The sequence below is a fragment of the Streptomyces incarnatus genome (genome assembly GCF_001027185.1).
Classification (GTDB): Bacteria; Actinomycetota; Actinomycetes; order Streptomycetales; family Streptomycetaceae; genus Streptomyces; species Streptomyces puniciscabiei.
In genome coordinates, this window is sequence record NZ_CP011497.1 from 962591 (window position 1) to 985014 (window position 22424).

Here is a 22424-nt window from a genome sequence, read left to right on the forward strand (position 1 = left end):
TCACGTCCCGCCGCACCAGGCAGATGGGAGAACCACCGATGACGAGCTGGACGAGCGACGAACTCGACCGCATCGGCGCCGCCGACGAGTTGGAGATGGCGCCGCTCCGGCGCGACGGCACCCTGCGGGGGCCGGTGCCGATCTGGGTCGTCCGCGACGGTGACGACCTGTACGTCCGCTCCTACCGCGGCACCGATGGCGCCTGGTGGCGCACGGCGCGCGCGACCCACGCGGGACACATCCGCTCCGGTGGCGTCGACAAGGACGTCACCTTCACCGAGGTGACGGACGAGGACACCAACGACCGTATCGACACCCTCTATCGCACCAAGTACGGCCGCTACGGCGGCGCGTACGTCGACCCCATGGTCGCCGGCCGCGCCACGACCCTTCGACTGGAACCCCGATGAGCCGGACGACACCGGAACCGGCCGCCGAACCGCCACCGCAGCCCGGTCCGGCGCAGGAGCAGACGCCATGCACGGTCCCGAACTCGTCGTACTCCAGCCCCTCGGGCGACGCCTCGATCCTCGCGGCCAGGTCACGAAGCGCCGTATGGGTCGGGCTGCCGGGTTCGGCGGTCCATACGACGAGCTGCTGTTCGGGATCCTCGGCGCAGGTGACGGTGGACCGCTCCAGGGTCAGGTCACCCGCCACCGGGTGCCGCAGCAGCCCCACGAACAATGCCCAGGGCGGCTACCTGCCGGTCAAGCAACTGCAGCTCGCCCTGCACGGCGTCCAGGTGACCTCGCTGACCGCACGCAGTGCCGAGGCGAACCTCGCCACGGGCACCTTGACGCTCTCGTACGAGGCGCTGTCCGGCGTGGTCACGCGGCTGGCCAGCACCGGCGGCCCCGTCCGCATCTCGCAGGCCGCGGGGTCGACGGAGCAGGCAGCTCGGGTCAAGGTCACGGACACCGCCGACGGGCGCGAACTGAACAGCACGGGCACCCTGCTCGCCCAGAGGGAACGAGATCTCCCACCAGGTGAGCCGACTCCGCCCAATAGGGGGTAGGCCGCGTTCGCGGGGCGAGATGCAGGGCGGCGGCGCGATGCCGGGTCGATCGTCGATCCGTGCCCTGCGTGCCGTCGGGACCGTTGCCGGACTTACGGATAGCTCACCAGGTACGCCACGTTGCTGCTGGGGGTGACCTGGTTGCCGGTGTTGTCGATGATGTGGTTGATGGTGCCGTCGCCGCCCAGGACCGTGGTGACCATGCTGTGGAACTTCACCGCCGATGTGGTGGGCACCTCGATGGCGTGGCCGAGGACGACGGAGGGGTTGTCGCGGAGGTAGGCGTAGACGCCGACGCCCCAGGCCTCGTGGGAGGTGACCGAGTTGGCGACCTTGTAGGAGGCGTAGCCGAGGTCGCCGCCGCTGGTGGTCCAGCTGGACTGGTCGGGGACGTCGTAGGGGGTCTCGCTCTGGTAGAAGTACGTGCGGCCGCCGTTGCCGTTCCAGGTGGTCTGGTACTTCTGGTAGTGCTCGACCGCCAGGCCGTACATGGTGACGTTGTCGCCGTTGACGATCAGCCCGCCCGCGGCCGGGTTGGTCGTCCAGCCGACGCCGTTGGTGTGGTCCGCGCGCCACAGCCAGAGGTCGTCGCCGATGACGTCGTTGCTGTTGACGACCAGTGTCTGGGTGGCCTTGCCGGCGAGGTCGCCGCCGATGCGGAAGAACACGTCGTGCAGCACGATCGGGTCGGCGGTGTGACGGGCACTCGAGCCGGTCGGGCCGACCTGCATGAGGGTGCTGGAGTTGGTGGTGTTCGCGCTGATCAGCAGCCCGGCGATGTCGATGCCGTCGGCATCGGCCGTGGTGATCGCGGTGACGCCGTTGTCCGGGACGAGCGTGGCCAGGCCCAGGCCGAGGACCACGGTGTCGGGGCGGGTGAGGTTCAGCGGGGCGGACAGATGGTAGACGCCCGGGGTGACGATCAGGTTCTTGCCCGCGGCGAGCGCGTTGTTGATCGTCGTGGCGGTGTCACCGGGCTTGACGATGTAGAACCGGCTGATCGGCAGCGAGGTGCCTGGGGCGTTGCCGTTCGTCCAGTCCGGGCCCTGCACATTGGTGCGCACCGACGGGACGAACACCTGCCAGGTGCCCGAGCCGTCGACGTAGAGGAACGGCTTCTCGCGCATCACGGGGCTCTGGGCGACGGTGGTGTACTGCGGGCTGGGGAAGCTGGTCGCGGGGGCGCCGGTGTCGCCGACGAAGACCATGTTCCAGTTGTGCCCGGTCCAGCCGCCGTTCATGGCGGTGTCCTGGGTGAGGAACTGCTGCTGGGTGCCGGAGTTGATCTGGCCGGAGACCCGGGAGTCGCCGATGTAGCCGCCGCTGGACCAGTTGGTGCCGGTGCCGTGGGTGTCGTCCCACAGCTTCATGCCGCCGTGCACGTCCATGCGCCGGAACGGGTCGGCCTGCGAGACGGCCCACATGGTGCTGCCCGAGTTGGGGCTCACCGACATGTTCTCGACGTCGCGCCAGAAGTTCTGGGTGGCGTTGCCGTCGCTGGCGTGCCCCTCGACGTGCACGCCGCCGCCGGTGATGGACACCTGGTCCGGTGACAGCCCGAGCCCGGCGACCTGGGTGTAGTAGCCGACGGGTATGTCGACGTCGTAGGTGCCGGGGGTGAACAGCAGGGCGTTGCGCTGGGTGCCGAACTCGTTGTTCTGCTGGGTGCTGTAGACCTGGTTGATCTTCGACTGGATGGTGGACGCCGGCATCGATGGATCGAACACCGTGACGTTGGGGCCGAAGTCCGGGGTGTCGGCCGGCGGGGTGATGCCGGCGGAGAGCGAGAAGGACTGGGCGGCGGTGCCGTTGCAGGTGTATTGCTGCAGCTGGACGCTGTCGGCGGTGGACGCCGACGGCACGTCGAGGCACTTGCCGCTGTTGCGGTTGACAAAGTGGTACGTGCCGGAGGCCTCCGCGACCGGCTGCCACTGCTGGTTGGCGCCGCCGCCGTAGAGCCACAGCTGGGTCGGCGCGCCGTCGGCGGTGGAGACGCCGGTCTCGTCCCAGACCTGGTCCGGCGCTGAGGCCACGCCGATCCGGTAGTAGCCGCTGTCGGTCGGGGTGAACTGCCAGGACTGTGCTCCGGTGCCGTTGCAGGTGTACTGCTGCACGGCCGTGCCGTTGCCGGTGGCACCGGCGCGCGCGTCGACGCACTTGCCGCTGCCCGCGTTGACGACGGCGGTGGGGGCGGTGGGGATGGTCGCGGCGGCGGCGCTCGGGGCGGTAACCAGCGCGATACCGGCGGCGGCCGGCAGCAGGAAGGCGATCGTGAGGGCGGCCGTGCGTCTGTGCCGGCGGGGGGCGCGGGCGGGGACGGCGGCGGGAACGTCGGTCACACGTGTCTCCTCGGTCGCGATGTGGGGCGCGATGCGGATCGGACGCTAGGGGCAGTCCGCCCGGCAGTCAATACAAAATATAAGACGTGAATTATCTTGTGGCAGAAGGGAGATGGGCGCCCCTCGGCCGGCAGCGATCACTGCGGTCCCCCGCGCAGGGCCGGCGGCGTCCGTCACCGCGCCGCGACCGGGCTCCCGTCCGGGCTCCCCGGCGGGTCCGGGGGCTGTCGTATTCGATTCGGCCTGCGCCGGAAATGGCACGGGCGCAAACACGGGCGCAGAAAGGAACGCCCCTTCTCTCACGTCTGTCGTGCGGGGCGCTCTGCGTGTTTCATAGAGGTGTGCCCTGCGGTACGCGACCATACGGACGCGGTACAGCACGTCTTCCAGCAAACACCGAGAGAGGAAGAAGGTACGGGCATGTCCGGCAGTGAAAGCGAGAATCCGGTAATCCCTTCACCGACACCCACACCGACTCGGCGGCCGAGGACGAACCGGGACTGGTGGCCGAATCAGCTGGACCTTCAGGTTCTCCACCAGCACTCGCCCCGGTCCAGCCCGATGGACGCGGACTTCGACTACGCGAAGGAATTCGCGACCCTCGACGTCGACGCGCTGAAGCGCGACGTCTTCGAGGTGATGACGACATCCCAGGACTGGTGGCCCGCCGACTACGGCCATTACGGGCCGCTCTTCATCCGGATGAGCTGGCATGCCGCGGGGACGTACCGCATCGCGGACGGCCGCGGCGGTGGCGGCAGCGGCGCACAGCGCTTCGCCCCCCTCAACAGCTGGCCGGACAACGCGAGCCTGGACAAGGCGCGCCGTCTGCTGTGGCCGGTCAAACAGAAGTACGGCCGGAAAATCTCCTGGGCCGACCTTCTGGTCTTCGCCGGAAACTGTGCCATGGAATCCATGGGGTTCAAGACGTTCGGGTTCGGTTTCGGGCGGGAGGACATCTGGGAACCCGAGGAGATTTTCTGGGGGCCCGAGGACACCTGGCTCGGAGATGAGCGCTACAGCGGCGACCGGGAACTCACCGGTCCTTTCGCCGCCGTACAGATGGGACTGATCTACGTCAATCCGGAGGGCCCCAACGGAAACCCGGACCCGGTGGAGGCCGCCCGGGACATTCGGGAGACGTTCGGGCGCATGGCGATGAATGACGAGGAGACGGTCGCGCTCATCGTCGGCGGCCACACCTTCGGCAAGTGCCATGGCGCGGTCGACCCCAGTTACATCGGCGCGGAACCCGAGGCCGCCCCCATCGAGCAGCAGGGCCTCGGCTGGCGGAACACATACGGCACCGGCGCCGGCCCCCACGCGCTCACCAGTGGCCTTGAGGGCGCGTGGACCACCGAGCCGACCCAGTGGGACAACGGGTACCTGGACAATCTCTACGGGTACGAGTGGGAGCTGACGAGCAGCCCCGCCGGCGCCCACCAGTGGACTCCCAAGGATCCCGCGGCCAGGAACGCCGTGCCCGACGCCCATGATCCGTCGAAGCGGCACGCCCCCATGATGCTGACGACGGACCTCGCGCTGAAGGTGGACCCGGTCTACGGCCCGATCACGAAGAGGTTCCACGAGAACCCGGACGAGCTCGCGGTGGCGTTCGGCAAGGCGTGGTACAAACTGCTGCACCGCGACATGGGACCCGTCTCGCGTTACCTCGGCCCGTGGATTCCCGAGCCGCAGCTGTGGCAGGACCCCGTTCCCGACGTCGATCACGAACTGGTCGGCGACGAGGACATCGCCGCCCTCAAGGAGAGGATCCTCGGCTCGGGCCTTTCCCTCTCCCAGCTGGTCACCACGGCCTGGGCGTCGGCGGCGAGCTTCCGCGGCACCGACAAGCGCGGCGGGGCGAACGGAGCACGCATCCGGCTCGCGCCGCAGAAGGACTGGGAGCTCAACGACCTCCCCGAGGTGACCGAGGTACTGCGCACGTTCGAGCGGATCCAGCAGGACTTCAACGGCTCCCAGACCGGCGGAACGCGGGTCTCGCTCGCCGACCTGATCGTCCTCGGCGGGTGCGCGGCCGTCGAGCAGGGCGCGAGGAACGCCGGGTACGACATCACGGTTCCGTTCGCACCGGGGCGTACGGACGCCTCGCAGGAGCAGACCGACGCGGAGTCGTTCGCCGTGCTGGAGCCCAAGGCGGACGCCTTCCGCAACTACCTTCCGGAGGGCGAGAAACTGTCGCCGGAGACCCTCATGCTGGACCGCGCCAACCTGCTGACGCTGACCGCGCCCGAGATGACGGTGCTGATCGGCGGCATGCGGGCCCTGAACACCGGCTTCAAGGGGTCCCCCCACGGTGTCCTCACCCACCGGCCGGGAGCCCTGACCAACGACTTCTTCGTCAACCTGCTCGACATGGGCACGGAGTGGAAGGCGTCGGCCACGGACGAGAACGTCTTCGAAGGCCGCGATCGCGCCACCGGCGAGGTCAAGTGGACCGCCACCGCCGTCGACCTGATCTTCGGTGCGCACTCCCAGCTCCGAGCCGTCTCGGAGGTCTACGCGGCCCAGGACGCGGGAGAGAAGTTCGTACGTGACTTCGTGGCGGCGTGGAACAAGGTGATGAATCTCGACCGGTTCGACCTCGCCTGAGCCACGCCCGACGTCCCGGTCGGCCCTCATCCGCCGGCCGGGACGCGGCACGTGGCGCTCCGCGGTCCTGAGCCAGGGACACCTCACCGGCGCCGGTTGGCTCGACGCCTCTCGAGCCTGCGCGACATGGGCCGCTCGGCACGGTGTACTGCCTGATGTGCAAAGGTGGCGGAGATCTCCCGGTGAAGGTCGCGGCGGGACCCTGCGCTGGACCCGGCTGGGCCACGCGTGGCAGGCGGCGGGCAGGCGCTTCGAGGCGAGTGCGGCGGGTCGTTTGTGGGGACGCCTCAGCGCAGCGGACTTCTTCGGCCATTCGTTCCAGCTGGCATCGCTCGCCTTCCTCTGCTTCTTCCCCTTCCTGATCCTGGTCACCGCCGCGTTCGGCCAGAACGCCGCGCATGTCATGGCGGGATGGCTCGGCCTGAACGAGCCGGCGGCGCAGGCCGTGGCCGGTCTCTTCAAACCCAATCCCGGTTCGGTCACCCTCACGCTGATGAGCGCTCTGTTGTTGATCGCGGGGGCGGTCGCCGTGGCAGGCACCTTGCAAGGGTGGTACCAGTTCCTCTTCGGCGTGCCACCACGCTGGTGGCGGGACCTGGGGGCCCAGCTCGTGTGGCTGGCGGTGCTGGTCGCCTACGGCGCGGCCCGGGCCGGGGCCGGCGCGGCACTCGGAGCGCAGCTGAGCAGCCTGGCCGGTTTCGTCCTGGCGCTGTTCTTCTGGTGGGGGACCATGCGTCTGCTGCTCACAGGCGCGGTCGCCTGGCGCTTCCTCCTGCCCGCGGCGCTGGCCACCGGTGTCGCCTGGACCGGCCTCGGGTGGTTCTCCTCCCGCTTCTTCTCGGACACCATCGTGGCCAACAACCAGAAGTACGGCCCGGTGGGCGTCGTCATGGTCATCCTTTCCTGGCTGGTGGCCGTGGGCGTGGTCATCCACCTCGGTGCCGTCGCCGGACACGAGTTCGCCAGGCGCCGCGCCATGCGCTCACACCGCTGACGGACCGGAACACCTGAACCGGGCTGGGCGTGCCACAACCGACCGGGCAACTCATACTTGTGGTGACCGGAACCGAGCGAGGTGGGTGCGGACATGTGCCGCTGGATCGTCTACTCGGGCACACCTGTTCTCCTCAGCCAGGTGTTGTTCCAGCCGGAACACAGCCTGATCGATCAGAGCCTGCACTCCCGCCTGGGGGTGGAGACCACCAACGGTGACGGCTTCGGGGTCGGCTGGTACGGCCAGGGCCTGGCCACACCGGCGGTTCTGCGGGATGTCGGCCCCGCGTGGAACAACCGGAACCTCCAGGAGGTCGCCCACCACGTCCGCTCGGGTCTGTTCCTCGCCCATATCCGGGCCACGACCGGAACCGCCGTGCAGCAGACCAACTGCCATCCCTTCCGCAAGGACCGCTGGCTGTGGATGCACAACGGCGTGATCAACGAGTTCCACCGGCTCAGACGTGACCTCGCGCTGGCCGTCGCCCCCGCCCTGTACCCCGACATCGAAGGGTCGACGGACTCCGAGCTCATGTTCTTCCTCGCGCTGACGTTCGGCCTCGTGGACGACCCGCCCGGTGCCGTCGCGCGCATGGCCGGTCTGGTCGAGAGCACGGGTCACCGGCACGGCGTGGAACACCCCCTGCAGATGACGGTGGCCGTGGCCGACGGTGAGAGTCTGTGGGCCTTCCGGTACTCCAGCGTGGGCGCCTCGCGGTCGTTGTACTACAGCACCGAGGTGGACGCCCTGCGCGCGCTGCACCCGGACAGCTCGTTCCTGCGGGAGATCTCGGAGGAGACACGTCTCGTCGTCTCCGAGCCGCTGGGTGACCTCCCAGGGGCCTGGAACGAGGTCCCGGAGAGCAGCTACGGCATCGTCCGCCCGGGCCAGGACACCCTCCACGCGTTCGAGCCACGGTACTGAACCGGTGGTACGGCGGGCCGGCCGTGCGGAGGTGCCGAGGGCTTCCACGACATCCGCTCCCACCCGCACGCCGAGCGACTGCCCGGCCCCGTCATCCACCGGTTCGACGCGCCGCTGTTCTTCGCCGACAACGCGGAACACGTGCACCTGGTGTTCGCCGAGCTCAAGGATCCGGTCCGGCGGCCGCCGAGCTGTGCTGCCGGGTCGGACGGCCCAGGGCCAGGCGGAGCACTCGTCCCCAGTCGGCCGGCGGCCGGTTCGGCGGCGTTCCCGGACGGTGGCGCGGGACACGCACCCGCAGGGCACCGGGGACCACTCGGCAGACCACCGGAGCGGGCAGTACGAGGGACTCACCGTCGATACCGGCCGGAACGGTGTCCGTGTCGGCCTCGACGACCACTTCGCGGGCCGTCAGCCGGGTCACGCCCGGGGACCGCCGGCCACCCAGGAGCCGGGTCGACAGCCGTGCCGCCCGGCCCGGGGTGTCGACGCGCACGCACAGCACCCCCAGCCGTCCGGAGTCCAGGCTTTCCCGGAGTCCGGGATGCACCGAGTCGACGACGGCGGGCCGGTAGGGGTTGTTGCTGACGAGCAGGGCCTGCAGTCCCTCGATCCGCGTGTGTCCGGCACTCATGCGCAGCCGTGGCGCCTCGGGGCCGGTGAGCAGAACGGGCAGCGCCTCCAGCGCCGTGCGCAGTTTCGCGTCCCGGTAGGAGGGTTCGCGCACCACAGCCGCGTACGTTCCGAAGGACGCGTTGTTGACGAACACCCGGTCTGCGGCGAATCCGAGGTCGACGCGGAACTCGACGGCATCGGTGAACGCCTCCAGGGCGGCCGCCGGGTCGTCGCGGTCGAGACCGAGATCGAGGGCGAAGTGGTTGCGCGTTCCGGCCGGGATCACCATGAACGGCACATCGTGCCGGGCCGCGACCTCGGCGACGAGAGCCTGGGTGCCGTCCCCGCCGGCCACGGCCAGCAGATCGGCCCCCTCGGCCACCGCACGCCGGGCCAGGGCCGCCACGTCCTGGTGTCGCCCCGGATCCAGCACGACGACGCGCGCGCCCGCCTCCCTCGCCCGCTCCGCCAGGTGGAAGCGCTCCACCTTGCCCCCGCCGGAACGCGGGTTCATCACGACCCACGGGTGCAGCGCCGCCGGCACCGGTCCGGGCTCGTGTCCGCGCCCGGCGGAGGGCCCCGCCGGGGTGATCGCCATCCGGGCGGCCGCGAGTGCCAGGATCCACAGGCCGAAGGACAGGCAGGCCGGCCACAGCATGCCGTGCGTGGCGACCAGGGCGAGCGTCGCGAGGGGAACCAGCACGGCGATGACGGCTCCTGCGGCCCGGGCGACTCCGGAGTGGGCGAGGACCCACCACAGGCCGACGGCCGTGAGGGCCACACCCGCCACCGCGATGAGCACCCAGAGCAGGCCTTTCAGCCCGGCGGCGGCGAGCAGCACGAGCGCGCTGCCCATGAGGGCGAGGAGGGCCAGCCGGGCCCACGCCACGGGCATTCCGCGGTCGGCTGCCGTCCCGTCGGCACGCGGGTCCGGGCGCCGTAGCTGTCGCACGCCGTGCGCCTCCCCTTCCTTTCACGCTGCGGGCAGGACATCGCGACGGGCGTGACGCCCTACCGGAAACCGGCCGTGGGCCGCTCCGTCCGCACGACGCACAGCGCCCAGATCACGAATCCGGAGATCGCGATCGCCACGATCGACCACAACGGGTAGTACGGCAGGGAGAGGAAGTTGGCGAGGATGAGGAACCCGGCGATCACCACGCCGGCGACCCGAGCCCACGTCGCCGCCCGGAACAGGCCCATGCTGACCACTACGGCGACCGCGCCGAGTACGACGTGGATCCAGCCCCAGCCGGTGAGGTCGTACTGGAAGACGTATCCGTTCGTGGTGACGAACACGTTGTCCTGGGCGATGCCCATGATGCCGCGGAAGATGTCGAGCACGCCGCAGATCGTCAGCATGACGGCGCCGAACACCATCAGGCCGCCGGCCCACTGCTGCTTCGCCGATTCCGGGTGGGCCGCATGTGTCGCAGTCATGACCTACCTCCTTGTGTGCTTCGCCGGATCACCGGGATCCGACGGTGTCGAAGGGCTGTGGCGCGGTCAGACGCCCCCACGGCCACCGCTCAGGACCAGCTCCTTCGCTCGGACGAACTCCTCCTCCGTGATGTCGCCGTGTGCCCGCATCTGGGACAGCTTCGCCAGTTCGTCGGCGCTGCTGGGCCCGGCGGCGCCCGCTGTCTCGCGGACGTAGGTGTCGAACTCCTTCTGCCGCGCCCGCGCGTACGCCACCTCGCGTCGGCCCATGCCCTTCCCGCGAGCGAGGGCGTAGACGAAGACGCCCAGGAACGGCAGCACGATCACGAAGGTGAGCCAGCCGGCCTTCCCCCAACCTCCCAGATCGTCATCGCGGAAGATGTCGAGGACGATCCTGAACAGCACGAAGAACCACAGGACCCACAGACCGATCCAGAAGACGGTCCAGAAGGCGCTCAGCAGCGGGTAGTCGTACGCCAGATACGTGTGCGAACTCATGGTCGTTTCTCTCCTACGGTCCTCGGACATCGGATCCGCCACGTTCAGATTGGGCACGTCGGTCGCCCGTGCCGCCTCACCCGATACGGGTGAGAGGGCACGCGGTCGATGGGCGAACGGCACACACGTGCGTGAAATCAGCGGTCACGGTCGGTGGTGCGGTGGCGGCGTCGTGGCCGGGCCCGCGCCCGTTCCCCGCGGGAGCAGCGCTGCCGCGGCGAGGCCGCCCAGCCCGGTGACGGCCAGGGCGGCCATCGCCGCGGCGTAGGCACCCTTGGTCAGCCCGGAGACCAGGATGGTGCCGGCTATGGCCGTACCGAAGGAGGAGCCGAGGTTCGACACGCTGCGGGACAGACCCGAGATCTCCCCCTGCTGCTCCTCGGGGAAGCTCGACTGCACGACGTTGACCGACGGCGTCAGCATGACACCGAGCCCGAGCCCGATCAGCAGGAGTCCGGGAACGAAGGCCCAGGCGGTCGAGTAGGCGGCGACCAGGGCGATCAGAACCGCCACGCCGACGATGCAGACGACGAAGCCGGCCATGATGAGGGTGCGCTGGGGGCGCCGCTTGGCCAGTCGCTCGGCGGACAGCGACGTGACCAGCAGCCCCAGCGTGGCCGCGGTGAAGACGACACCGGTCTGTATGGCGTCGTAGTGGCGTACGACCTGCAGGTACGCCGCCACCGTGAAGGACGAACCCAGGAGCATGAGCCATTGGACGTTCTGGGTGACGAGCCCGAGGTTGGAGGTGCGATTGCGGAACAGGGTGAGCGACAGCAGTGGCTCCTGCCCAGAGGCTTCCTTGGCCCGTACGGAACGGACGAACCACCACAGGACGAGTGCGCCGAGCACCAGTAGGGCGATCATGAGCCAGATGTTGTTGTCCGCGGCCAGGATGCCCATGACGACGAGAACGAGACCGGCCGCGGACAGGACCGCTCCCGCGGTGTCGAAGGAGCGGGTCGGATCGGGCGGGAGCGGATCGTCGATGCGGCGACCGAGCATGACGATCACTGCGATGACCAGGGCCTGGAACACGAAGGCCGCGCGCCAGCTGATCCCCGTGGTGATGAGTCCGCCGATCAGCGGTCCGGCAGCGGCACCGATGCCACCCAGCGCCATGATGACCCCGAAGGCGCGGGCGCGGGAGGTCATGTCCGGGTACAGCAGAGTCGTGAGGATGTAGACGGGTGGGATGAGCAGGGCGGTGCCCACGCCTTCGAGGATCGAATTGCCGAGGATCAGGGCGCCGAGCCCTGGGGACGCCGCGCTCAGCAGGGCGCCGGCCGCGTAGACGACGAGCCCGGTCAGGAAGCAGCGCTTGCGGCCGTAGCGGTCGGTCAGCTTGCCGCCGGGGATCATCAGCGCGGCCATCACCAGCAGGAAGACGGTGATCGCCACCTGTACGCCTTGAACGGTGGTGTCCAGGTCCCTGCTGATGTCGTTGATCATCACGTTCATGTTGGAGCCGGCGAAGCTGCAGATGAACTGGGCGAGGGCCAGGGCGGCCAGGACCCGTCCGTGTCCTGCCCGCTCCGTCCGCGCCACCGTCTCAGCCACTCGTGTCTCCGGTCCCGCCCTCGGGTGGCGTGGTGAAGCCATGGGTCGCCGGATGGCTGTGGTCGCCGGTCGGGGGCCTGGTCTCCGCCCTGCCCAGTTCCTCGTCGAGCGCCATGGCCGCGGTGACCAGAGCGAGGTGGGTGAACGCCTGCGGGAAGTTGCCGAGTTGTTCACCGGAGGGACCGATCTCCTCGGCGAACAGGCCGACGTGGTTGGCGTAGGTGAGCATCTTGTCGAAGGCGTGCCGGGCCTCGTTGAGCCTGCCGCTGCGGGCAAGGGCCTCGACGTAGAAGAAACTGCACAGGTTGAACGTGCCTTCCGAGCCGCGCAGGCCGTCGGGAGACGCCGCGGGGTCGTATCGGTAGACAAGGCTGTCACTGACCAGTTCCTCGTTCATGGCGTCCAGGGTGCTGACCCAGTCGGGGTCTTGTGGCATGAGGAAGCCGACCCTCGGCATGAGCAGCAGTGAGGCGTCCAGGACATCGGTGCCGAAGTGCTGTACGAAGGCCCGCCGTTTGTCGTCCCAGCCGTGCTCCAGGATCTGCTCGAAGACCGCGTCCCGGGCGCCGGTCCAGCGGGCCGTGTCGGCCGGGCGGGAGAAGCGGGTGGCCGCGTCGATGGCACGGTCGAAGGCCACCCATGTCATCAGCCGGCTGAAGGTGAAGTTCTCCCGTCCGCCACGGGTTTCCCAGATGCCTTCGTCCGGCCGGTCCCAGTGGTCGGCCAGCCAGTCCAGGACGCCGCTGAGCGCCTTCCACCCACGGATCGCGCCGATGTCGTCACCGACGACCAGGGCATCGGAGACCTCGCCGTAGATGTCGAGCTGCAGCTGATCGGCGGCGGCGTTGCCGACCCGCACCGGACGCGACCCCTGGTAACCCTCCAGGTGGCCGAGGATCTCCTCGGTCAGGTGGGGGTCGCCGTCGACGCGGTACATGATCTGCAGGGGCTCACCGGAAGCGGTGGGCCCGGCCTCGATGCGGTCCCGCAACCAGCGGCGGAAGGCCTGCGCCTCTTCGTGGAATCCCAAGTCGATCAGCGCCCGGACGGACAGCGCGGCGTCACGGATCCACGTGTAGCGGTAGTCCCAGTTGCGCTCACCGCCGATCTGCTCGGGCAGTCCCATCGTCGCGGCGGCGATGGGTGCCCCGGTGGGACGGTAGGTGAGGAGCTTGAGCGTGATGGCCGAGCGGTTGACGACGTCCTGCCACCGGCCGCGGTACGTGCAGGCGCGCAGCCACGACAGCCAGTACGCGCGGCAGGACTCGAAGGCGTCGGCGACCTCTTCGAGAGACGGGGGCCGGGGAGCGGGAGCGCCGCTTGCCGTGCTGGTGAGCACGGCCGCGGCGGCCTGGCCCGCCGAAAGAGTGAAGCGGGCGGTGACGTCGCCGCCGTCGGCTCCGAGCGGGAATCCGGTGGTGGTCTGGATGTGCAGGTCCCTGCCCGGTCCGCGGAAGACCGCAGCATGTTCGCCGGTCCGTGCGAGCGTGTGCGGGGCCCTGCCGTAGTCGAAGCGGGGGCGGCAGGCGAAGGTGAAGGCCATGGTGCCCCGCACGACACGGGCGACCCTGACCACACGGTGCGTGTCCTCGGGCGCCGACGACTCCGTGGGCGTCATGAAGTCGGCCACTTCACCGACTCCGCCGGGCGTCATGAACCGCGTGACCAGGATGGCCGTGTCGGACAGGTACAGCTGCCGGGTGGTCATGCCGTTGCCGTCGGGGGCTTCGCCGACCAGACGGCAGTCTCCTCCGCGCTCGCCGTCCAGGAGCGACGCGAAGACACTGGGCGAGTCGAAGCGGGGCGTGCACCACCAGTCGAGGGTCCCGTCGGAGGACACGAGCGCGGCTGTCTGAAGGTCGCCGATCATGCCGTGCTCGGCGATGGGTGGATACCGGTGCATGTGACCTCCTGCGACTGCGCAGGTGCGCCCCGGGCAGGCGCCTCTTCCCGGGCCCGCCGGGGTCCAGCGTTCCGGCAGCGCGAGGGGTGTCGCCTCACCCCTCGCGGGTGAAAACCGACCCGCCTGGCTCCGCGACCGCGTCGCCGACCTCGTGACCGCCCCGTGAACCTCCGACGCGGGTCGGGGCGGTGGCGAGGTGAAGCAGCCGCGTCACCCGGAGGTGTCCCGGCTGCGGTCGTCGTGGCACAGGCCCGTTCAGGGCAGCCAGTCCGTGTAGTGGGTGGGGGCGATCCGGGCGCCGCTCGGGGCGGTGATGGCGTCTCCGTGGACGGTGGCGAACATGCCTGCGCTGTCGTCGGTGACGACGGAGCGCGCATCGCCCTGGGCGGTCAGGGTGAGGCGCCCGAGTTCGTCCAGGGCGTACACGTCGGGACCGGCGATGTCGATGACGCCGTTCAGCGGACTGCCTGCGGCGACCTCGGCGACGATGCCGGCGACGTCCGCGGCGGCGATCGGCTGGATCGGCGTACGCGGCAGGCGGACGGTGTCGCCCTCGGCGGTCATGGCCAGGGTCGCGTCCATGAACTCCATGAACTGCGTGGCACGGACGATGGAATAGGGGATCGGCCCGGCCTTGAGGATGTCTTCCTGAAGCACCTTCGCCCGGTAGTAGTCCAGTTCGGGCACCTGGTCCACGCCGACGATCGACAGGATGACGAAGTGCCCGACCCCGGCCTTCTCGCTCGCGGTCAGAAGGTTGTCCATCGACGTCCGGAAGAAGGCGAGCGAGGCGTCGTCGAAGGTGGGGGAATTCGTGAGGTTGACGACGACGTCGGCGCCCGCCACCGCCGCCTCCAGGCCCTCGCCGGTGATGATGTCCACGCCCGTGGACAGGGAGTGCGGTACGGCTTGATGTCCGGCCGCGTTCAGGTTCTCCACCACCCGTGACCCGATCAGACCGGTGCCGCCGACGACTGCGAACTTCATGAGAGGTTTCCGTCATTCGGGGGCGAAGGAGAAGCTGCGCCACAGGCCGGTGGTCAGGACCGCGCGGTCCGACGCCCCGATGTCCAGGAAGGTGCTCTGTCCACCCGGCGGCACGGTGCAGTCCGGTGTGGTGTACAGGAGCAGGCTGCTCTGTGTCTGATTGTCGATGTGGGTCACGCCTTCGGAGAAACGGTGACATCCGTGGGTCGACGGGTTGGAGACGGTCTCCACGATCCTGACGCCGTTGCGCGCCACGATCTGGCCGGACGCCTGGTCCTGGCAGGCGGTGAGCGCGATACCGAGCAGCGTGATGCCGGTCAGCGCGGCCAACAACCGTGAAGGGGGCATCACGCCTCCTGAGGTACGGGGAGCTGCCGGGAATCTCGTCCTCTCCTCACTATCCGCCAGATGGGACGGAGCCGCACGACGAGGACGGACGAACGGGGCCGCACCCTGGGCCCGGGGAGCGGCAGCGGCCCCGTGGCCGGCGCGGGACCCGCGGCTTACGCTGATCGAGGGGGGCGCGTCCGGGTGAATCGCACGCCGAGAGGGGCGCCCCGATGGACGACTACCCACTGATCGAGAACCACGGGCTCATCGGCGATCTGCAGACGGCCGCACTGGTGACCACCGAGGGCGAGGTCGACTGGTTCTGCTCCCCGCGGTTCGACTCGCCGAGCGTGTTCGGGGCGCTCCTGGACCGGGAGAAGGGCGGGCACTGCACGGTCCGGCCAGCGCACCAGACGCATGCGACGAAGCAGTTGTACCTGCCCGACACGGCGGTCCTGGTGACCCGCTTCATGACCGAGGCGGGCGCCGGTGAGGTGCTCGACTTCATGCCCGTGACCGGTACGACGGCCACTCCCCGGCACCGGCTGGTCCGCCTGGTCCGCTGTGTGCGCGGCAGCATGACGTTCCAGGTGGAGGTCGCCCCGCGGTTCGACTACGGGCGCAAGAGCCACCAGTTGCACATCACCCAGCACGGAGCGGTCTTCGCCGCGGAGGACGGCACGCAGCTCACCGTGCACCCCATCCGCGAACCGGAGGACGAACAGCTTCTGGACCTCCTCACGGACCGGGACGCCGACCTGCACCTCTCGCTGTCCCTGCGGGCCGGCCAGCACCGCGGGCTGCTCCTGGAGACGGGCGCCGAGGGGCCGCCCGAGGAGATCCGCCTCGACGCCTACCAACGGCTCTTCGACGAGACCGTGGCGTTCTGGCGGTCCTGGCTGGCGCAGTCGCGCTACACCGGCCGCTGGCGGGAGGTGGTGGAGCGTTCCGCGATCACGCTGAAGCTCATGACCTTCGCCCCCAGCGGTGCCGTGGTCGCCGCCCCGACGGCGGCCCTGCCGGAGCAACTGGGCGGCGAACGCAACTGGGACTACCGCTTCACCTGGATCCGGGACGCCTCCTTCTCCGTGTACGCCCTGCTGGGACTGGGCTTCACGGAGGAGGCCCGGGCGTTCATCATCTGGCTGGGCGACCGGGTCAAGGAGCGGGCCGGCAGCAGCGGGGACACGGGCCCGCTCAACATCATGTACAAGGTCGACGGCTCCTCCGAACTGGAGGAGCAGATCCTCGGCCACTGGGAGGGCTATGCGGGCTCCGCGCCGGTGCGGATCGGCAACGGTGCCGCGACGCAGCTCCAACTGGACATCTACGGCGAGGCGTTGGACAGCATCTACTTCGCGCACCGGCACGGCTTCCAGGTCGGGCACGGGGGATGGACCTCGATGCGGGCGGACCTGGACTGGCTCGCCGACCACTGGGACCAGGCGGAGGAGGGCATCTGGGAGACCCGCGGCGGTCGCCAGGACTTCACCTACGGCCGTGTCATGGCGTGGGTCGCGTTCGACCGCGCGCTGCGCCTGGCCGAGTCGAAGGGGTGGCCGTCGGCGGCCGGCCGCTGGCACGCCGAGCGGGACGCCGTCTACGAGCAGGTGATGGCGAAAGGGTGGAGCGAGGACCGGCGGGCCTTCGTCCAGCACTACGGCAGTGAGGTCCTGGACTCCTCGCTGCTGCGCATGGCGACGGTCGGGTTCCTCAGCCCCGAGGATCCGCTGTGGGCGTCGACCCTGGACGCCATGGAGGAGGAACTGGTCAGCGACAGCCTGGTCTACCGCTACAACCCCGACGCCTCGCCCGACGGCCTGCGCGGCTCGGAGGGGACCTTCTCGCTGTGCACGTTCATGTACGTCGACGCCCTGGCGCGGGCGGGCCGGATCGACCGGGCGAGGCTGGTGTTCGAGAAGATGATGGGGTACGCCAACCATCTGGGCCTGTACTCCGAGGAGATCGACCCGACGGGCCGTCAACTGGGCAATTTCCCCCAGGCGTTCACGCATCTCGCCCTCATCGACTCGGCCCTCACCCTGAACGAGGCACTCGACCGGCGGTAGTCCGGTCAGGGGGCGTGCTCACCCCGAGGTCAGCCCTCGTCACCGGCACCGCCGCGCCGCAGGTCGGCGTCGGTGAGGCCCTCCAGCTCGCCGTGGGTGTCCAGCCAGTACAGCAGGGCGACGGCGGGGACGACGAGCACGACGGCGACGAGGGTGACGAGCCCGAGCCAGCGCAGGGTGGTGTGCGCGCCCGCGCCCTGGGCGACGGTCAGCGAGGTCGGGACGAGGTAGGGGCGCTGCGCCATGCCCCAGGCGATGACGGCCGACGCGACCACGCCGACCGCCGTGACCCGTGACCAGGCTCCGGAAGGACGTGTCAGCAGCCCTGCGGTGGCGAGCGTGGCCAGCGCCGCGACCACGACGAAGACGAGGCCCACGCCGTGGGTGAGCCCGTGCCACACGTGCGGCGCGTCCCCGTGGGTGACGAACAGGGTGACAACGGCGAGCACGGCTACGGCGGCGAGGGCGGCGAGGGCCCGGCGGCGGAAGTACCGGTCCAGGTCGGGCGCGGCGAAGCGCCGGGCGTCCGCGGCGAGGAAGACGGCGCCGAGCGTCGCCGTGGCCGCGATGGCGAGCAGCCCGAACAGCAGGGACGTCGGATTGGCCCAGGCGTCGGTCGACGCCGTCGTCGTCGCGGTCACCCGGCCCGAGGCCACTCCCCCGGCCGCGGCGCCGAGGAAGAACGGCGTGAGCAGCGAGGAGACGGCGAAGACGGCACCGTACAGGCGCCGGCCGGCCAGCCGCCGGACCGGCTTGCGCAGGGCGAAACCGGCGCCGCGCAGCACGATGCCGACCGCGGCCAGCGCCAGGGGCAGCCACATCGTGGTGAACACCTGCTGGAAGAGCACCGGGAAACCCGTCCACATGATGACCAGCACGAAGATCAGCCAGACGTTGTTGACCTCCCAGACGGGCTCCATCGCGTGGTCGATGAGCCATCGCGGTCGCCTGCCGCGCTCCGCTCCGCCGGCGGTCAGGTCCCAGAAGCCGGCTCCGTAGTCGGTACCGCCGCCGCAGGCGTAGGCGGCGACGGCGAGCAGCAGGACGACGGCGATGACGCCCGCGATCACCGCCGGCTCCCGGCGGAGCGCGGCCCGTACGGCGTGTCCGTCTCCGGCGGGTCCGGCGGCGCCGTCTCCTCCGGTGGCCCCGGCCCGCCCGGCCGGCCGGCGAGCCGCCAGCGGGCGCGCATCTTCAGCAGCACCGCGAGGAACGAACCGAAGACGAACGCGTACACCACGGCGACCAGGCCGAACATGATCCACAGACTGGTGGAGCGCGTGGCCGTCACCGCTTCGGCGACGCGCATGTTCTGGTACACGATCCACGGCTGGCGGCCCACTTCGGTGGTGATCCAGCCGCACTCGACGGCGACGACGGAGGCGAGGCCGGCCACGGCCGCGCACCGGAAGAACCAGGGGCTTGCGGGCAGCCGGCGGCGCAGCACCCACAACGCCGCGTACCAGAGGGCGAGCAGCGCCAGCAGGGAGCCGATCCCGGCCATGATGTCGAAGGCCCAGTGGGCGAGGGTGGCCTGGGTGGCCGTCGGCCGGTCGTTCGCGGGCACCGAGGTCAGCCCGGTCACCTCGGTGGACGCGTGGAATCCGGCGAGGACGGAGTCGAGTTGGGGGATCCGGATGCCGCCGGAGATGCTGCCGTCCGGATGCAGCCGGCCGAAGAGGTACTCGGGCTGGTGTGTGTCGGTCTTCCAGACGATCTCCATGGCGGCGAACTTCACCGGCTGCTTGTGGAAGACCTGCCGGGCGATGGAGTCGCCGAGCACGAACTGCACGGGGGTGCACACGGCGGCGAGCGTGAAGGGGATCGTGAAACCCAGCCGGTGGTAGCGGTCGCGGCGGCCGCGCAGCCATCCGACGGCGTAGACACCGGCCACGACGTAGCCCGCCGTCACGAACATCGCCACGACGAAGTGCCAGTACTGCGGGCCGAACATGGGGGTGAAGACCGCCTGCCGGATCTTCACGTCGACCGGGTCGCCCGCGGCGTCGAGGGTGAAGCCCCGGGGGGTGTTCATCCACGAGTTGGCGGCCAGGATGCCGAAGGCACCGAGCAGGGCCACGAACGGCAGCGGCAGTCCGAGCAGGAAGTGCGTGCGGGCGGGCAGCCTTCGCCAGCCGTAGAGGTAGACCGCGATGAGGACGGCCTCCAGGAAGAACGCCCAGGCCTCGACGCCGAACCCGATGCCGAAGACATCGCCCCACCGGCCCATCATGCCCGGCCACAGCAGCCCGAACTCGAAGGACAGCACGGTCCCGGTGACGACGCCGATCGCGAACTGGACCGCCATCACGGCCGACCACCGCCGGGCCAGCAGCAGGGCGGTGGCATCGCCGCGGCGCAGGCCGTAGCCGTGCATGACGAGCGTGATGAGCGGCAGCGCCACGCCCAGCGGCACCAGGACGATGTGGGAGGCCAGGGTGAAGGCCATCATCGATCTGGCCGGCAGCGTCTGCGGCGGCACGTCCGCCAGCAGCAGGACCGTGTGCATGCGAGGTGTCTCCGGGGCCGGCGCGGGTGGGGTGGGTCAGCCGCCGGTGGCGAAGCCCGGGAACAACGTCATCCCCCCGTCGACGTACAGGGTGGTGCCCACGACGTAGTCCATGAGGTCGGACGCGAGGCCGACGACGGCGTGGGCGATGTCCTCGGGGTCGCCGATCCGCTTGTAGGGGATCAGCCGCATGAGATCCTGCTGCGCGTCCGGCGTCTCCCAGGCGCTGCGGTTGATGGGGGTCTTGATGGCTCCGGGGGCGACGGCGTTCACCCGGATGCGCTTCGGGGCGAGTTCCTGGGCGAGGGTCGCCATCATCATCTGCACGCCGCCCTTGGACGAGGCGTAGTTGACGTGGCCGGCCCAGGGGATGATCTGGTGGACCGAACTCATGCAGATGATCTTCCCGGCCGCGCGCGACACCTCCGGGACGACCCCGCGGCGCAGGAACTCCTTGGCCGCCTCGCGGGCGCAGAGGAACTGCCCGGTGAGGTTGACGTCCAGGACCTTCTGCCACTGGGCGAGGGTCATGTCCGTGACCGCCGCGTCCCGCTGGAGCCCCGCGTTGGCGACCAGGATGTCGATGGTGCCGAACTCCTTCACCATCCGCTCCGTCATGGCGACGACCTGCTGCTCGTCGGACACGTCGGCCTCGTAGGCGGCCGCCCGGACCCCGAATCCGGTGATCTCCTCGACCACCTGCTCGGCTTCGTCGCGGCCGGCCACGTAGTTCACCACGACATCGGCCCCCGCCCGGCCCAGGGCGATGGCCGTCGCCCTGCCGATCCCGGAGTTCGCGCCGGTCACCAGCGCCTTCTGCCCCCGCAGCAGGTGGGCGGGGACCACGCCCTGGGGTGTGCCCTCGGTCGAACTCACGATGCCCTGCTCCTCCGCCTGCGTGCCCGTCTCCGCCGGGCCCGTCGCCCGGAGGTCCGGGCACCAGACAAGCACCGCCCGGGAGGGGCGGCATGCCGGAGCCGACCGCGTTGCGCTGCCCGGCTGAGGTTCTTCGCCCGGTCGGGGGCCGGGTCGCCCGCGGAGGGCAGGCCGAGCCGTTCCGGCAGGTGGCCGCGCACGTGGCGGGCTTGGGCGAGGGCCCTGCCGTCGCCGTCCGTCGGGCGTCGGCCGGTTTGCCCGGCGACCGGGCAGGCTACTCATGGCGCATGATTCCCTCCCGGGTCGAGGAGACGCTGCCGGAGCTGGCCCCGTTCGTCCACGCCGTCCAGGGGCGCCGGCCCGACGACGGCACCTGGTGCGAGGCGTGGACGGTACGCGACGTCCTGATCCACCAGACGGGCAACGCCGAGGAACTGGCCCGGGTGCTCCGGGCGTTCCTCGAGGGGTCGCCGGTGGAGACCAGGGGCTTCGAGCGTGAGGCGCCCTACCGGCGGTTGCCGGACAGCGAGCTCTGGGCGGCGTTCATGAGCCGCTGCGAAGAGCTCACCGAGGTCGCCGCGGCCGCCGCCCAGGACCTGTCCCCGGGCACGGAGGTGCGGTGGACGGGCCGGACCGTGACGGCCCCGTTCTTCGCGGAACACATGCGTGAGGAGCTGATCCTGCACCGCTGGGACCTCACCGGGGACGACCGCACGGCCGTACAGGCGCTCAACGAGCCCTGGATGACGGAGCACAGCGTGGTCTCGGTCGGCCGTCCGCTGTTGGCGAAGGGCCGCACCCGGCTCGACCTGGGACCCGACGGACGGGTCGAAGGCCGCCTGCGCACGCCGGGCACCGACGACGTCGTCGTGACCGCCGACGCCGACGGCACCGGCATCCGGCTCGCCGCTCCCGAGGGCCCCGCGACGATCGAGAGCGACGCCGCCGTACGCGTCCTGCTGCTGTGGGGCCGCCGTCCCGCCGACCCGAACCGCTGGCACAGCTCGGCCGGCCCGGAGACGCTGCTCAGGGTACGGGCCCTGCTGGGCGGCTACTGAGAACGGTTCCGCGCGTCTCTCCTGCCGCACCAGGGTTGACGGTGGCTCGGTGCGGCTCCGGGCCGAAGGCGTGCCGAGCTGTCAGGCACGGCGGTCGAGGGCGGCGGTGATCAGGGTCTCGAGTTCCCGGGCGACCCGGTCGAGTGGCCGCATGCTGCGCTGGGCGCGGCACAGGGCGATGGCGCCCTCGACCGATGCCACGACGAGGGTGGCGAGAGCGGGCGCCCGGTCGGGGTCGGCGCCGTGCGCGGTCAGCGCCTCGGTCAGCAGCCGCTGCCAGCCCTCGAACACCTCGGCGGCGGCGAGCAGGGCCGGCGGGATCTCCTCGGACGGCGGTTCCTCGACGGAGACGGCCAGCACGGGACAGCCGGCCCGGAAGTCGCTGTCGACGACGATGCCGCGCCACAGGGTCAGGAAGGCGCGCAGGCCGGCGACCGGGCCCGCGTCCAGCTCCTTGCGCAGGATCCGGGCGACCGCCTCTCCGGCGTACCGCACCGCCTCCGTGGCCAGTTGCTGCTTGCCCTCGGGGAAGAAGTGGTAGGTCGAGCCGAGCGGCGCGCTGGCGTGCTTGGCCAGCTCGCGGATGCTGGTCGCGTTCAGGCCGCGCCGGCTGATCATGTCGGCGGCACCGACCAGGATGCGCTCGCGCGACGGCGCGCTGGGCTTGGGCACGGCCGTACTCCCCTCTGGCTAT

The 22424-nt window shown here is 70.4% G+C and carries 19 protein-coding genes and 1 pseudogene; 7 read left to right on the forward strand and 13 right to left on the reverse strand.

Annotated features, from left to right (window positions below; translation table 11 throughout):
• The first annotated feature begins 38 nt into the window (after positions 1-38).
• Complete coding sequence (locus ABB07_RS04230) at positions 39-410, forward strand: DUF2255 family protein (protein WP_208897400.1); 372 nt, start codon at positions 39-41, stop codon at positions 408-410.
• A gap of 187 nt (positions 411-597) precedes the next feature.
• Here the strand turns inward: ABB07_RS04230 and ABB07_RS41710 are convergent.
• Positions 598-678, reverse strand: a pseudogene (locus ABB07_RS41710) (hypothetical protein); the annotation flags it as partial.
• Between the two features lie 64 nt (positions 679-742).
• On the opposite strand from ABB07_RS41710, the gene ABB07_RS04240 reads away from it, so the two are divergent.
• A complete protein-coding gene (locus ABB07_RS04240) occupies positions 743-1015 on the forward strand; it encodes a hypothetical protein (RefSeq protein ID WP_208897402.1) in 273 nt (90 codons plus the stop codon).
• Positions 1016-1107: 92 nt separating this feature from the next.
• On the opposite strand, the gene ABB07_RS04245 is transcribed toward ABB07_RS04240, so the two are convergent.
• Positions 1108-3354 (reverse strand): RICIN domain-containing protein, encoded by a 2247-nt coding sequence (locus ABB07_RS04245; protein WP_425264677.1) that lies wholly within the window; start codon positions 3352-3354, stop codon positions 1108-1110.
• Between the two features lie 420 nt (positions 3355-3774).
• On the opposite strand from ABB07_RS04245, the gene katG reads away from it, so the two are divergent.
• The 3 genes from katG (at position 3775) to ABB07_RS04260 (ending at position 7885) form a co-directional block, all read left to right on the forward strand.
• The gene (gene katG / locus ABB07_RS04250; protein ID WP_208897404.1) at positions 3775-5967 is read left to right on the forward strand and encodes a catalase/peroxidase HPI; all 2193 of its coding nucleotides are present in this window, start codon (positions 3775-3777) and stop codon (positions 5965-5967) included.
• 274 nt (positions 5968-6241) lie between these two features.
• Positions 6242-6961, forward strand: coding sequence for a YihY/virulence factor BrkB family protein (locus ABB07_RS04255; RefSeq protein WP_244189211.1), 720 nt, complete (start codon positions 6242-6244; stop codon positions 6959-6961).
• 93 nt (positions 6962-7054) lie between these two features.
• Entirely contained in the window at positions 7055-7885 is an 831-nt protein-coding gene (locus ABB07_RS04260; RefSeq protein ID WP_208897405.1) for a class II glutamine amidotransferase, read from the forward strand.
• Positions 7886-8048: 163 nt separating this feature from the next.
• On the opposite strand, the gene ABB07_RS04265 is transcribed toward ABB07_RS04260, so the two are convergent.
• The 7 genes from ABB07_RS04265 to ABB07_RS04295 all read right to left on the reverse strand — a co-directional run bounded on the left by ABB07_RS04265 (position 8049) and on the right by ABB07_RS04295 (position 15236).
• Positions 8049-9395 (reverse strand): diacylglycerol kinase family protein, encoded by a 1347-nt coding sequence (locus tag ABB07_RS04265; RefSeq protein ID WP_208903271.1) that lies wholly within the window; start codon positions 9393-9395, stop codon positions 8049-8051.
• 116 nt (positions 9396-9511) lie between these two features.
• The gene (locus ABB07_RS04270; protein WP_208897407.1) at positions 9512-9940 is read right to left on the reverse strand and encodes a DUF7144 family membrane protein; all 429 of its coding nucleotides are present in this window, start codon (positions 9938-9940) and stop codon (positions 9512-9514) included.
• A 66-nt stretch (positions 9941-10006) separates the two neighbouring features.
• Positions 10007-10438: an SHOCT domain-containing protein gene (locus ABB07_RS04275; RefSeq protein WP_208897409.1), complete on the reverse strand. Its 432-nt coding sequence runs from the start codon at positions 10436-10438 to the stop codon at positions 10007-10009.
• A 144-nt stretch (positions 10439-10582) separates the two neighbouring features.
• Complete coding sequence (locus ABB07_RS04280) at positions 10583-11998, reverse strand: MFS transporter (RefSeq protein ID WP_244189212.1); 1416 nt, start codon at positions 11996-11998, stop codon at positions 10583-10585.
• Positions 11991-13901 (reverse strand): glycoside hydrolase family 15 protein, encoded by a 1911-nt coding sequence (locus tag ABB07_RS04285; protein WP_208897413.1) that lies wholly within the window; start codon positions 13899-13901, stop codon positions 11991-11993. The genes ABB07_RS04280 and ABB07_RS04285 overlap by 8 nt, the downstream gene beginning before the upstream one ends.
• A 255-nt stretch (positions 13902-14156) precedes the next feature.
• Complete coding sequence (locus tag ABB07_RS04290; protein WP_208897415.1) at positions 14157-14888, reverse strand: SDR family oxidoreductase; 732 nt, start codon at positions 14886-14888, stop codon at positions 14157-14159.
• A 12-nt stretch (positions 14889-14900) separates the two neighbouring features.
• The gene (locus tag ABB07_RS04295; RefSeq protein ID WP_208897417.1) at positions 14901-15236 is read right to left on the reverse strand and encodes a hypothetical protein; all 336 of its coding nucleotides are present in this window, start codon (positions 15234-15236) and stop codon (positions 14901-14903) included.
• A 212-nt stretch (positions 15237-15448) separates the two neighbouring features.
• On the opposite strand from ABB07_RS04295, the gene ABB07_RS04300 reads away from it, so the two are divergent.
• Positions 15449-17287, forward strand: coding sequence for a glycoside hydrolase family 15 protein (locus ABB07_RS04300; protein WP_208897419.1), 1839 nt, complete (start codon positions 15449-15451; stop codon positions 17285-17287).
• A gap of 29 nt (positions 17288-17316) precedes the next feature.
• Here ABB07_RS04300 and ABB07_RS04305 read toward each other — a convergent pair whose 3' ends face one another.
• The 3 genes from ABB07_RS04305 to ABB07_RS04315 are packed head-to-tail and all read right to left on the reverse strand — an operon-like array spanning position 17317 to position 20627.
• Positions 17317-18357: a cytochrome d ubiquinol oxidase subunit II gene (locus ABB07_RS04305; RefSeq protein WP_208897421.1), complete on the reverse strand. Its 1041-nt coding sequence runs from the start codon at positions 18355-18357 to the stop codon at positions 17317-17319.
• The gene (locus tag ABB07_RS04310) at positions 18354-19796 is read right to left on the reverse strand and encodes a cytochrome ubiquinol oxidase subunit I (protein ID WP_208897423.1); all 1443 of its coding nucleotides are present in this window, start codon (positions 19794-19796) and stop codon (positions 18354-18356) included. The genes ABB07_RS04305 and ABB07_RS04310 overlap by 4 nt, the downstream gene beginning before the upstream one ends.
• A gap of 36 nt (positions 19797-19832) precedes the next feature.
• Positions 19833-20627: an SDR family oxidoreductase gene (locus ABB07_RS04315; RefSeq protein WP_208903272.1), complete on the reverse strand. Its 795-nt coding sequence runs from the start codon at positions 20625-20627 to the stop codon at positions 19833-19835.
• A gap of 332 nt (positions 20628-20959) precedes the next feature.
• Between ABB07_RS04315 and ABB07_RS04320 the strand changes: the two genes are divergently transcribed.
• Entirely contained in the window at positions 20960-21730 is a 771-nt protein-coding gene (locus tag ABB07_RS04320; protein WP_208897425.1) for a maleylpyruvate isomerase N-terminal domain-containing protein, read from the forward strand.
• A gap of 81 nt (positions 21731-21811) precedes the next feature.
• Here ABB07_RS04320 and ABB07_RS04325 read toward each other — a convergent pair whose 3' ends face one another.
• Positions 21812-22402, reverse strand: a complete 591-nt coding sequence (locus ABB07_RS04325; RefSeq protein WP_208897427.1) for a TetR/AcrR family transcriptional regulator — start codon at positions 22400-22402, stop codon at positions 21812-21814.
• Positions 22403-22424 lie beyond the last annotated feature (22 nt).